Source organism: Streptomyces sp. NPDC030222 (genome assembly GCF_055573115.1).
This window is the reverse complement of record NZ_JBVICA010000018.1, coordinates 82,292-94,383: the sequence shown is the minus strand read 5'-3', so window position 1 is coordinate 94,383 and position 12,092 is coordinate 82,292. Positions and strand designations below refer to the sequence as shown.

General features: G+C 72.9%; 11 protein-coding genes and 1 tRNA gene. 8 read left to right on the top strand and 4 right to left on the bottom strand.

Annotation, left to right across the window (positions count from 1 at the left end; all coding sequences use genetic code 11):
• Nucleotides 1-363 precede the first annotated feature (363 nt).
• The 3 genes from ACZ4Z5_RS24315 (at nucleotide 364) to ACZ4Z5_RS24305 (ending at nucleotide 2,903) form a co-directional block, all read left to right on the top strand.
• Entirely contained in the window at nucleotides 364-1,491 is a 1,128-nt protein-coding gene (locus ACZ4Z5_RS24315; RefSeq protein WP_468266250.1) for a sensor histidine kinase, read from the top strand.
• Entirely contained in the window at nucleotides 1,488-2,138 is a 651-nt protein-coding gene (locus ACZ4Z5_RS24310) for a response regulator (protein ID WP_468266115.1), read from the top strand. Before ACZ4Z5_RS24315 ends, ACZ4Z5_RS24310 begins: the two co-directional genes overlap by 4 nt.
• 264 nt (nucleotides 2,139-2,402) lie before the next feature.
• Nucleotides 2,403-2,903, top strand: a complete 501-nt coding sequence (locus ACZ4Z5_RS24305) for a hypothetical protein (protein ID WP_468266248.1) — start codon at nucleotides 2,403-2,405, stop codon at nucleotides 2,901-2,903.
• A gap of 137 nt (nucleotides 2,904-3,040) precedes the next feature.
• On the opposite strand, the gene ACZ4Z5_RS24300 is transcribed toward ACZ4Z5_RS24305, so the two are convergent.
• The gene (locus ACZ4Z5_RS24300; RefSeq protein ID WP_468266113.1) at nucleotides 3,041-3,712 is read right to left on the bottom strand and encodes a pentapeptide repeat-containing protein; all 672 of its coding nucleotides are present in this window, start codon (nucleotides 3,710-3,712) and stop codon (nucleotides 3,041-3,043) included.
• 134 nt (nucleotides 3,713-3,846) lie between these two features.
• Here ACZ4Z5_RS24300 and ACZ4Z5_RS24295 point away from each other — a divergent pair, with 134 nt between their 5' ends.
• Complete coding sequence (locus tag ACZ4Z5_RS24295; protein WP_468266111.1) at nucleotides 3,847-4,851, top strand: zinc-binding dehydrogenase; 1,005 nt, start codon at nucleotides 3,847-3,849, stop codon at nucleotides 4,849-4,851.
• Nucleotides 4,852-4,936: 85 nt separating this feature from the next.
• Here the strand turns inward: ACZ4Z5_RS24295 and ACZ4Z5_RS24290 are convergent, their stop codons facing one another.
• Complete coding sequence (locus ACZ4Z5_RS24290; protein WP_468266109.1) at nucleotides 4,937-5,137, bottom strand: hypothetical protein; 201 nt, start codon at nucleotides 5,135-5,137, stop codon at nucleotides 4,937-4,939.
• Between the two features lie 212 nt (nucleotides 5,138-5,349).
• Here ACZ4Z5_RS24290 and ACZ4Z5_RS24285 point away from each other — a divergent pair, with 212 nt between their 5' ends.
• Nucleotides 5,350-6,741 (top strand): NAD(P)/FAD-dependent oxidoreductase, encoded by a 1,392-nt coding sequence (locus ACZ4Z5_RS24285; RefSeq protein WP_468266107.1) that lies wholly within the window; start codon nucleotides 5,350-5,352, stop codon nucleotides 6,739-6,741.
• Nucleotides 6,742-6,785: 44 nt separating this feature from the next.
• Here the strand turns inward: ACZ4Z5_RS24285 and ACZ4Z5_RS24280 are convergent, their stop codons facing one another.
• Nucleotides 6,786-8,960, bottom strand: a complete 2,175-nt coding sequence (locus ACZ4Z5_RS24280) for a restriction endonuclease (protein ID WP_468266105.1) — start codon at nucleotides 8,958-8,960, stop codon at nucleotides 6,786-6,788.
• 105 nt (nucleotides 8,961-9,065) lie between these two features.
• A tRNA-Thr gene (locus tag ACZ4Z5_RS24275) sits at nucleotides 9,066-9,139 on the bottom strand.
• Nucleotides 9,140-9,319: 180 nt separating this feature from the next.
• Between ACZ4Z5_RS24275 and ACZ4Z5_RS24270 the strand changes: the two genes are divergently transcribed.
• From ACZ4Z5_RS24270 to ACZ4Z5_RS24260, 3 genes are all read left to right on the top strand, one after another.
• The gene (locus ACZ4Z5_RS24270; protein ID WP_468266103.1) at nucleotides 9,320-10,417 is read left to right on the top strand and encodes an ABC transporter ATP-binding protein; all 1,098 of its coding nucleotides are present in this window, start codon (nucleotides 9,320-9,322) and stop codon (nucleotides 10,415-10,417) included.
• 327 nt (nucleotides 10,418-10,744) lie between these two features.
• Nucleotides 10,745-11,158 carry a hypothetical protein gene (locus ACZ4Z5_RS24265; RefSeq protein WP_468266101.1) on the top strand — a complete coding sequence of 138 codons (414 nt, stop codon included), beginning with the start codon at nucleotides 10,745-10,747 and terminating at the stop codon, nucleotides 11,156-11,158.
• A 124-nt stretch (nucleotides 11,159-11,282) separates the two neighbouring features.
• Nucleotides 11,283-11,999, top strand: a complete 717-nt coding sequence (locus ACZ4Z5_RS24260; protein ID WP_468266099.1) for a nucleotidyltransferase family protein — start codon at nucleotides 11,283-11,285, stop codon at nucleotides 11,997-11,999.
• The last annotated feature ends 93 nt before the right edge of the window (nucleotides 12,000-12,092 follow it).

The window sequence follows — 12,092 nt, the reverse complement described above, 5'->3', positions numbered from 1 at the left end:
AGCGGTCACCTGCGCTGCGCCCGCGGCCCGCAGCCCGTCGTTCCGCCGCGCCGTGCCGTTCGCTCCGCAATCGATCCTCGGCCCGCTGCCGGCCCGCCGTGGTCGACGGACCGGCTGCACCGGGCGGACGCTTCGGACGACCCGCAGGTCAGCCGATCGGTTGATGCGGATGTGGCCCCCTCGGGTCACCATGGCCACATCACCGCAGGTCGGAACCGCGGAACCACCAGTGAAGGACGCACGGTGAGCCACCAGCACGAAGCCGGACAGGACCGGTACCGGGAGCCCCACCGGGGCCCGGGCCGCCCCCGTCCCGGCTCCGACGAGGCGGAGGCACCGGACGCCCGGCGCCTCGCACTCGTCATGCACACCGCGTTCTTCCTGCTGCTCGGGGCCTCGCTCGCGCGCTTCCTCATCCGGCACCCCGGTGAGGAACGCACCCCGTGGATCATCGCCCTGTCCCTGGCCCTGGCCCTGCTCTACGTGCTCGGGCCGGCCCTCGGCTCGCACGCCACCCCACGGCGGCTCGCCTGGCTCGGCACGGTCGTCGCCGTGTGGATGGTGCTCGTCGTCCTCGCGCCGAGTTTCGCCTGGTGCGCGGTCCCCCTCTTCTACACCGGGCTGCGCACCCTGCCCGCGCGCGCGGCGATCGTGCTGGTCGGGCTGATCACCGCGTTCGTGGTGGCCGCGCAGCTGAGACTCTCGGAGGAGGGCTTCGACCCGAACCTGCTGCTCGCCCCGCCCGCCGTCGCCGCGATCGCGACCGCCGTGTTCGTCCACATGCAGCGGCAGGCCACCCGGCAGCGCGTCCTGATCGACGACCTGATCAGCACCCGGCGCGAGCTCGCCGCCACCGAGCGGCGCGAGGGCACCCTCGCCGAACGGCAGCGGCTGTCCATGGAGATCCACGACACGCTCGCCCAGGGACTGTCCAGCCAGCGGATGCTGCTCCAGGCCGCGGACCGCACCTGGGACACGGACCCGGCCGCGGCCCGGGAACACGTCCGGACCGCCGCGTCCATCGCCGAACGGAACCTCGCGGAGGCGCGCCGCTTCGTGCACGACCTCGCCCCCGCCGATCTCGCCGAGGGCGGCGGGCTGGACGAGGCCCTGCGCGCCCTCGCCGGACGGGAGTCGACGCCGTCCCTCACGGTCCGCTTCCATCTGGAGGGCACCCCGGCCGTGCTGCCCGACCGGGTCCAGTCGGGGCTGCTGCGCATCGCCCAGGGCGCCCTGGCGAACGTACGGGAGCACTCCGCAGCCCGGACCGCGGCGGTGACCCTCAGCTACCTCGGCGACCAGGTCGTCCTGGACGTCGCCGACGACGGCCGCGGCTTCGTCCCTGCCACGGAGTCGCCCGGACCGGGCCGGGGACACGGCCTGCCGGCGATGCGGGCCCGGGTGCGGCAGCTCGGCGGAACCCTGACCGTCGAATCGGCGCCCGACGAGGGCACCGTACTGTCCGCCGCGATCCCGCTGGAGGCACCATGAACCCCGCGAACCCGGACCGCCCGACGCCCCGGGTCCGTCTGATGCTGTGCGACGACCACGCCGTGGTCCGCGCCGGACTGCTCGCGCTGCTCGGCAGCGAACCCGGCATCGAGGTCGTCGGGGAGGCGGGCAGCGGCGAGGAGGCCGTCGCGATGGCCGCCAAACTGGAACCGGACGTGGTCCTGATGGACCTCCAGCTCGGCGAGGGCATCGACGGGGTGGAGGCGACCCGGCGCATCGCCCCGAAGGGCCCGCACGTCCTGGTCCTGACGACGTACGACACCGATGCCGACATCACCCGCGCGATAGAGGCGGGCGCCACCGGCTACCTCCTGAAGGCGGAGCGCCCCGAGGAGCTCTTCGCGGCGATCCGCTCCGCCGCGCAGGGCCGCACCACCCTCTCGCCGCCCGTCGCCAGCCGGGTCATGGACCGGATGCGCGGCGCGGCACGCCCCGCCCTCACCGACCGCGAGCGCGACATCCTCGGCCAGCTCGCCCACGGCCTCGGCAACCGGGAGATCGCCCGTGCGCTGTTCATCAGCGAGGCCACGGTGAAGACCCACCTGGGCCGCATCTACGCCAAGCTGGGTGTGGACACCCGGGCCGGCGCGGTCGCGGTGGCGAAGGAGCAGCGGCTCCTCCCGTAGGCACCCGGGCCTCCGCGGCCCCGCACGCCCGTGGCATCCCCGTGCCCGGCCACCGCGTCTCGGGACGCCGCGTCTCGGGCCGCCGCGTCTCGGGCCGCCGTGTCCGGGAGCCACCCGCCGCACGAGCCACCTCCAGGAGCCACCGGGCCACCACGTCCAGGAGCCACCGGGCCACCACGTCTCGGGGCCGGCGCCCCTCCGGGCCGCAGTCGCCGCAGTCGTCCGCTCGTACGGGAGCCGGTGGGGCATGACACCATCGACCACGTGCTCGACATCGGCTACTCCCTCTCCCGGCGCTTCCCCGACCCCCCGCAGACCGACTACCGCCGCGCGGACATCCACACCCTGCGGCACGACCTGTTCTGCGGTGACGTCTACCTCGCCGACACCAAGGCGGACCGCGAGGTGTCCACAGCCTGGGGATGGGTTCCGGTGCTCGACTTCGCGTGGGCGCTGTGCGACATCGTCGAGCAGCTCGACCGCGATCCGCGCGGCAGCCGTGCCGCCCGCCCGCAGTACGCCGAGCTGGACTTCACCGAGTCGACCGACCGCATGCTCTTCGAGCGCCGCTTCGGCTGGGTGGACGTCGAGGCCGACTGGATGCCGGGCGACGAGCCCCCGCTCACCTTCAGCCACACCGAACTGCGGCGGGAGGCACGCGACTTCCTCCACGACCTGATCGCCGACCTGATCGACATGCACGACGGACTCGCCGACAACCCGGCGGTCTGGGACCTCCAGGCACGCTTCCCCCGCCTCCCCTAGCGGGCGGGGCGCCCGGCCCCCGGCCGGAACGCACGGCGGGAGGCGCGGCGGGAGGTACCGCAGCACGCGCGACGGGAACGCCCGCAGAGCGCACGGCAGGCGGCAGCGAACGCGGGTGCGGTCCGCCCGCCGCCCCGTCAGTCCTCCACCCGCACGCCGGTCTGCGCGGCGAACGCCGGGGCCAGATCGATCAGTTGGGCCGGAGTGATGACCGCTCCGGCGAGCCGGTCCACCCCCCGGGCGATGTCCAGATCCGCGGCCGCCCGCAGATCGACGTCCTTCATCCGCACGCCCGTGAAGTCCGCCCGGCGCAGGACGCAGTCGCGGAACTCCACCCGTTCGAGGGCCGCCCCGGAGAAGTCCGCCTCCGCCAGCACACAGCCCTCGAAGACGACGTCCTTCAGCCGGGCCGTGCGGAAGTTCGGGTAGTCGATCTTCCCGCCGCGCACCAGCACCCGCTCCAGCGCCGCCCCGTGGAACTGCGGTCCGCCGAGCCGTACGTCGACGAGCTCCACGTCCCGCAGCGAGGCACCCGCGAGGTCCGTGCCGACGCCCCGCGCCCCCGTGCAGCACGAGTCCAGCAGCCGCGCCGCGACCAGCGCCGTCCCGTCCAGCACGCAGTCCCGTATCGCGCAGTCCAGGAACCGCGCGCCCGCGCCGTCCTGGCCCGACAGGTCGAGCGACGCGAAATCCATCCCGTCGTAGTCCCCGTCCGGCTCCAGACCGGGGTCTTCGAAGGGCACGAGCGACGGCAGCCGCACGTCGGGACGACGCGCGGCGGACACCGGTCTGCTGCTGTTCCTCGCCATGTCCCCATGGTGAACCCCGCCACTGACAACCGCCATTGACCTCGACCCTGGTCGAGGTTGCACGGTTGTTCCTGTCGCCGCAACGGGACGACGAGGACACCGGACCGAGGACGCACCGAACCGAGGAGACCGCCATGCACGCCATCCGTCTGCACGCCTTCGGCCCTGCCGAGAACCTGACCTACGAGAAGACCGCCGACCCCGTACCGGGCCCCGGCCAGGTCCGGATCGCCGTGGCCGCGGCCGGCGTCCACCTCCTCGACGCCGCCCTGCGCGAAGGCGCGCCGGGCCCCTTCCCGGGCACGGCAGGACTGCCCACCGTTCCCGGCCGCGAGATCGCCGGCATCGTCGAGTCCCTCGGCGAGGGCACCGACCCCGCCTGGCTGGGCAAGCGCGTCGTCGCCCACATCGGCATGAACCCCGGAGGCTACGCGGAACTCACGGTCACCGACGCCGACCGGCTCCACGAGATCCCCGACGGACTCGACGAGGGCGAGGCCGTCGCGATGATCGGCACCGGCCGCACGGCGATGGGCATCGTGCTCTTCACCGATCTCGGCCCCGACGACATCGTCGTCGTGCCCGCCGCCGCGGGCGGCATCGGCACGCTCCTCGTCCAGTACGCCGGGAACGCGGGCGCCACCGTCATCGGTCTGGCCGGCGGCCCGCACAAGACCGACCGCGTCGATGCCAACGGCGCCGACCTCGCCGTCGACTACACACAGCCGGACTGGCCGGAGCAGGTCCGGGCCTTCCTCGACGGCCGCACCGCCACCGTCGTCTTCGACTCCGTCGGCGGCGACACCGGCCGGGCCGCCGTCGACCTGCTCGGCCCCGGCGGGAAGCACATCGTCTTCGGCTGGTCCGGCGAAGGCATCACCGGGGGATCCGCGCTCACCTTCAGCGACGAGGAGCTGGCCGAACGCGGCATCACCTCCGAGCACGTCCTCGGGCCCGTGATGATGGAGAAGGCGGGCGGCGAGAATCCCCTGCGCACCCTGGAGACCCGGTCCCTCGCCGAGGCCGCGGCGGGCAGGCTCCGCCCCGCCGTGCAGCGGTTCCCGCTCTCCGAGGCGGCCGCCGCGCACCGCGCGCTCGAAACCCGCGGCACGATCGGAAAGGTCGTCCTCGTCCCATGAGCGGCCCTCGCCCGTCCCAAGCCCCCAAGGGCTTCCGTACCCCCTGGAAACGGACCCGCGCTGGAAGAGCGGAAACGGACCCGCCCTAGAAAAGCCGCTCCTGGCCCTCGCCCACGATCGTCTCCTCCACGGCCGCCGTGCCCTCCTCGGGCTCGCGCGCCCGGTCGGCGACGCCCCTGCGCCGCTCGTCGGGCCCGCCGCGCTCCCCGGGACGGCCCCGCCCCTGCCGCTTCTCCTCCGCCAGGTGCCTGCGGACCTCTTCCGGCTTGTCTCCGAGCTGGTTCACGACGGACTCCCTCGTCACCGACGACCTGGCCCCGCGGCCAGCCTCACACAGCACCACCACGCCCGCACCCGGAGCGCCGGGCCCGGCCACCCCCTCGCCCGGCAACCGTGGACGAGCCACCGGCCGGGCGCGGACGGGCCACCGGCCCGGGCGCGCACAGGCCGCCGATCACATCTGGACACCGTCGCGGCACCCGGTGTACGAACAGCCCCATGAGCAGCACGATCAACGGCGGTATCTCCTTCTGGTACGCACAGGACGGCATCCCCGTCCCCCGCGAGCCCCTGCCCGGCGACGCCGCGGCCGACGTGTGCATCGTCGGCGGCGGCTACACGGGACTGTGGACGGCGTACTACCTGAAGAAGGCCGTGCCGTTCCTCAACATCACCGTGCTCGAGGCCCGCTTCTGCGGCTACGGCGCCTCCGGCCGCAACGGCGGCTGGCTCTACAACGGCGTCGCCGGCCGCGGCCGGTACGCCGGACTCCACGGACACGACGCCGCCGTACGCCTCCAGCAGGCCATGAACGCCACCGTGGCGGAAGTCGTGCGGGTGGCCGCGGACGAGAAGATCGACGCGGACATCCACCAGGGCGGTGTCCTCGAAGTCGCCTACACCCCTGCCCAGTTGGCACGGCTCCGCGACTTCCACTCCGTGGAGGTCGCCTTCGGCGAGACCGACCGGCAGCTCTACGGCGCCCGTGAGACCGCCGAGCGCGTCCGGGTGGCCGGCGCCGTCGGCTCCGCCTGGACCCCGCACGGCGCGCGCATCCACCCCGTGAAGCTCGTGAAGGGCCTCGCGGAGGCCGTCGAGGCGCTCGGCGTCGCCATCCACGAGTCGACCCCGGTCACCGAGATCCGCCCCAAGCACGCCGTCACCCCGTACGGCACGGTCCGCGCCCCGTACATCCTGCGCTGCACCGAAGGCTTCACCGCGAACCTCAAGGGCCAGAAGAGGGCCTGGCTCCCCATGAACTCCTCGATGATCGTCACCGAACCGCTATCCGAGGCCCTCTGGGACACCATCGGCTGGGAAGGCCGCGAAACCCTGGGTGACATGGCCCACGCCTACATGTACGCCCAGCGCACCGCCGACGACCGCATCGCCCTCGGCGGCCGCGGCATCCCCTACCGCTACGGCTCCCGGACCGACAACGACGGCCGCACCCAGCCGGCCACCATCGAGGCCCTCCGCGAGATCCTGGTCCGCTTCTTCCCCACCACCGCCGGCGTCCGTATCGACCACGCCTGGTCCGGTGTGCTCGGCGTGCCCCGCGACTGGTGCGCGAGCGTCGCCCTCGACCGTTCCACCGGCCTCGGCTGGGCCGGCGGCTACGTGGGCTCCGGCGTCGCCACCGCCAACCTCGCCGCCCGCACCCTCCGCGACCTCATCCAGCAGGACTCCGGGCAGTCGGGGCCCACCGAGCTGACGACCCTTCCCTGGGTCGGACACGCCGTCCGCAAATGGGAGCCGGAACCCTTCCGCTGGCTCGGCGTCCACGCCCTCTACGCCGCCTACCGCAGCGCCGACCGACGGGAACTCCGCGCCCGCACCGGCAGCACGGACCGCCTCGCCGTCCTCGCGGACAGGATCTCCGGCCGCTGACCCCGGTGGGACCCGGGCGGCCCGGGTCCCACCGCCCCATCCGACTACTCGACCTCGATCCCGAAGTCCCCGACCAGCTCCTCCAGACCGCCCCCGTACCCCTTCCCGCCGACCACGAAGTCCCAGTCGCCGCCGGCCCGGCGGCGGAACGAGCCCAGCACCAGCGCCGTCTCGCCGGAGCGGCCGTCGGACACCACGAGCCGGTCCAGCTCCGTGCCCGACGCGTCGCGCAGCCGGATGCCGGCATCGGTGAACCCGGCCAGATCCGCGCCGGGGTTCACCGCGGGATCCACCGCGGCAACGAGCACCAGCCGGTCCGAACGCTCCGGCAGCGCGTCGAACGCCACCCGGATCGAGGCCCGGTCCCCGGCCAGAGCGCGCATCATCCGCACCGAACCGTCCGGGGTGCGCTGGTTGTTGTAGAAGACGAAATGGGAATCGCCCAGCACCCGGTTCCCGTCGCACACCAGAGCGCATACGTCGAGCGCCACCGGCCCCGACCAGTCCATGCCCAGCACATTGAAGTCGTCGGGCATCGCGTCATCGGAGACCGGGCCGCCGGACGTCCCGTCACCGGGCATCCCCCCGTCGGACAGCGCGCCACGCGCCGTCCCGCTGCCGTCCGGCGCCGCCGCTCCACCGGACGTGGGTCCCGCCGGTCCTGCCGGACCGCCCAGCCGCCCGCGCAGCCCGTTCTGGTGCAGCAGATCCACCAGTTCCGGCCCCGACACCAGGGCCAGCGGCTTGCCGTTGGCGAAGGCGTACGAACCGGGGCCGAACCCCGACGTGGTGACCAGCACGCCCTTGTTGGCACCCGCCGCCTGCACCGTCCCGTACAGATCGCGCACCGCGCCCGGCGGCACCGTGTTCCGGTACCGCTTCACCTGGACGATGATCTTCCCGCCGCTGATCGGGTCGCCGTCCACGGCGTCCACGTCCACCCCGCCGTCGTTCGACCGCTGCGTCGTCACCGCTTGGAGCCCGCGGGCCCGGAAAAGCTGCGCGACCAGCTCCTCGAACGCGAACGGGTCCATCGCCAGCAGGTCCGGCTCCTCGCCCTCCCCGTGCGACACCACACCCGACCCCACCTGTTCCGGAACCCGCCCGGGCCGCACGGCAACCCGCTGGTCGGGACGAGCCGACAGCTGCCCGCGCAGCCCCTCCGTCAGGCACTCCACCGCGCCGACCAGCTCCAGCCGCAGCCCGTCGAACTCCGCGCGCCCGGCCGTCACCGACGCCAGCACCACCCGCGCGGGCCGCCCCGTCGCCGGATCCAGGTGGTCGACGAACCCGTTCAGCGCCACCGACTCCAGCACACCGAACTCGTCCGCCGCGAACAGCTCCCGCAGCGCCAGCAGCACGCACTGCGCCAGTACGTCCCGGTACAGCGCGCGCCGCTGCGTGACCGGCCGGGCGACCTCCTTCTCCTGGTCCGTGCCGACCAGGTAGCGCACCCCCTTCGCCTCCGGCACCGCCTCGTAGCCGGGCAGCGCCCAGTCCACGACGAGCTGTCGGGCCGCCCGGTCGTAAGCGGCGGTCACCTCGCGGGGGAAACCCTCAGGCCACGCCTCCGATACCCGCAGGGCTTCGGAGAAGACGTCCACCACGGTCTCCGGATCGCCCGAGCCCAGCTCCTCGGCCACTCCCGCGATCCCCGCGTTGTGCTCCCGGATCTCGGCCAGCCGGGCCGCCGCCCATGCGTCGTACTGCGCCCGGTACTCCGCGAGCTGCCGCAGCCGCCGCGACTCCGCGGCCTGCGCCGCCTGCCGGTCCCGCTCGTACCGCGCCCGCGCCTCCCGCTGGGCCTCCGTCCGCCCCGCCGGGGTCCATCCGCCCCGAGCCTGGTACATGCCGGGGTCCGGCATCGCCACCGGCTGCCCCAACGCCCCGGGGGCGAACGGCTCGACCACCTCGTCACGCCGCAGCGCACCGACCCGGAACGGAGCCGTCCGGCACCCCGCCGCGAGCAGCCCCTCCAGGAGCTCCACCCGCGCCTCCAGCTCCCGGGTGCGCCGCAACACGTCGGCCTCCCGCTGCCGCCGGTACGCGGCCTGCTGCTCCCGGTGCATACGGGCCATGTCCCGCTCGTACGCCCGCTGCTGCCGCTCCGCCTCCGCCTGCTGCCTGATCGCGGCCCGCGCCCGAGCCTCGCGCTCCCGCTGCTGCTGTCGCTTCGCCTCCGCCCAGACCCCGACCAGCCCACCGGAACGACGACCCATCCGACGCACCCCTCCCCAGGCACACCCCGAAACACCCCGAAACCCCGCAAAAGCAAGTGTCCCGGATCGGGTGTGATCCGGGACACGGTTTCGCTCGAAGTTCAGAGCCCCCTGTCGGATTCGAACCGACGACCTACGCATTACAAGTGCGTTGCTCTGGCCAGCTGAGCTAAGGAGGCATGCCCGAGCAGTGTAACCGGACGAAGTCGACCATGGTCGAAAATCTCACCGCCCGAGAGTGCTGACAGACCGGACATCGCCGGGTAGCGTCCCGGGGAGTCCGCTCCGGCGGATGCACCGTTTCCTTCCTTTACTCGGATCGTCCGGCACGTTCCTGCCGGTGAAGGGGGCCCATCACCATGGCCACTGTCACGTTCGACAAGGCGACCAGGATCTATCCCGGTTCGTCGAAGCCCGCCGTCGACCAGCTCGAGATCGAGATCGCGGACGGCGAGTTCCTCGTCCTCGTCGGCCCGTCGGGCTGCGGGAAGTCCACCTCGCTGCGGATGCTCGCGGGGCTGGAGGACGTCAACGGCGGCGCGATCCGCATCGGGGACCGCGACGTCACACACCTGCCGCCGAAGGACCGGGACATCGCCATGGTGTTCCAGAACTACGCGCTGTACCCGCACATGACCGTCGCCGACAACATGGGCTTCGCCCTGAAGATCGCCGGCGTGAACAAGGCCGAGATCCGCAAGAAGGTCGAGGAGGCCGCGAAGATCCTCGACCTGACCGAGTACCTGGACCGGAAGCCGAAGGCGCTGTCCGGCGGTCAGCGGCAGCGTGTCGCGATGGGCCGGGCGATCGTCCGGGAGCCCCAGGTGTTCCTGATGGACGAGCCGCTGTCGAACCTCGACGCGAAGCTGCGCGTCTCGACGCGTACGCAGATCGCCTCGCTGCAGCGGCGGCTCGGCATCACGACCGTGTACGTCACGCACGACCAGGTCGAGGCCATGACGATGGGCGACCGGGTCGCCGTGCTCAAGGACGGTCTGCTCCAGCAGATCGACTCGCCGCGCAACATGTACGACCGCCCGGCGAACCTGTTCGTCGCCGGCTTCATCGGTTCGCCCGCGATGAACCTCGTCGAGGTTCCGATCGCCGACGGCGGCGTGAAGTTCGGCAACAGCGTGGTGCCGGTGTCCCGTGAGGCGCTGTCCGCCGCGGCGGACAAGGGCGACCGGACGGTCACGGTCGGCGTGCGTCCGGAGCACTTCGACGTCGCGGGCGCGGAGAGCGACCAGGGCCTGGCCGTGACCGTGAACGTGGTCGAGGAGCTGGGCGCGGACGGTTACGTCTACGGCACCGCCGAGGTCGGCGGCGACCGGAAGGACCTGGTCATCCGGGTCGGCGGCCGTGACGTGCCGGCGAAGGGCTCCGTGCTGCACGTGGTGCCGCGCTCCGGCGAGACCCATGTCTTCTCGACGTCGACCGGCGAGCGACTGAGCGACTGAGCGACTGAACGCCCCGAGCGTCCCAGCGAAGGACGCGCAGGAGTTCCCCGAGCCCCCGGCCGATGGCCGGGGGCTCGCCCCATCAGCGCCCCGGCACCCGTCGGGAGTTCGGCCGGCCCGGCCGAATCCGGTGAGAACGAAGGGTGGTTTCCGCCGGGGAGGTTTACGGGACGAGATGACGGTTCCGCCCACCATCGGTAAATACCGTGCCAGGTCGGACATTTCACTCTCGACTCGTCAACGCCCGATTCGAAAAGCCGCATCGAACCATCGCTCGACAGGGTGACTAAATGTCGCCAAATCATCACCCCCCGCTACGCTCGCTGCGTGACGCACACAGCAGCCCGCCGAATCGGCCGAACCCTCGCGCTCGTCCTGCCCGTCGTCCTGGTCCTCTCCGGGACGCTCGCGGTCACCCACGTCCCCTGGTCCGGGACCGGCGACGCGCAGATCCTGACCGCCTCCTCCGAGGACGTGTCGGTGCCCGCCAAGTCCCGCGCACCGCAGGACGTCCTGCGCGACCGCCTTCTGGTCGAGCTCCAGGAGAAGGACCCCGGCACCGCACTGACGCAGCTCCAGCGTGAGGTGGAGCGCAGGCCCTCTCTGGCCGAGCACTGCATGACGATCGCCCGCGCCCTGGGCCGTGCGGCCGCCCAGTACTACGGTCCCACCCGCGCCCATTCCTTCTCCCGGCCGGTCTGCGACACGTCGTACGCCGGCGGCGTCGCCCAGGCCCACTGAGCCGCCATCAGCGCCTCCCCGAGGCCTGGAGGCCCCCGTTCCCGGCCGTGCGGCACGGCCGGTCCGGGTGCGGAAGAGGGTGCCGCCCGCAGACGGCCCGAGCGCGCCGCATATGGTGCGCGGCATGACTGTTCACCCGACGCAGGCCGTGGTCCTGGCCGGCGGCCAGGGCTCACGACTGCGCCCGTACACCGACGACCGCCCCAAGCCGATGGTCGAGATCCCGGGAACCGGGACCCCGATCATCGGCCATCAGCTTGCCTGGCTGGCCTCCGAGGGCGTCACCGACGCCGTGGTGTCCTGCGGCCATCTCGCCGGCGTGCTCCAGGACTGGCTGGCGTCCACCGATCTCCCCCTGCGTGTCACCACCGTCGTGGAGAGCGAGCCGCTCGGCCGCGGCGGCGGCCTCAAGTACGCCGCGGCACGGCTCCCGCACCCGGACCGGCCCTGGTACGCCACGAACGGCGACATCTGGACGCGCTTCTCGCTGCGTGAGATGGCCGAGTTCCACGCCGAGCGCGACGCCCTGGCGACGCTCGCCCTCGCCCGGCCGCGGATCCCATGGGGGGCCGTGGAGACCGACGAGTTCGGGCACGTACTGGACTTCATCGAGTCGCCGCCCTCGCCGTACCTGATCAACGCGGGTGTCTACGTGTTCTCTTCGGCCTTCACGGAGCTGCTGCCGGACCGCGGCGACCACGAGCGCACCACGTTCCCGCGGCTGGCCCGGGAACGGAGGCTGGCCGGCTTCCCACTGCCGCAGGGCGCCTACTGGCGGGCCATCGACACCGCGAAGGACCTCACCGAGGCCGCGAAGGAGCTCGCCGCCCACCGTCCGTGAGACGGGCGGCACACCGGCATCGCCGGCACGACGCACGAGGGCGGGGCGGTCGCCGTGCCCGGTGACCGCCCCTCCGCACATCGCCGTACGGGG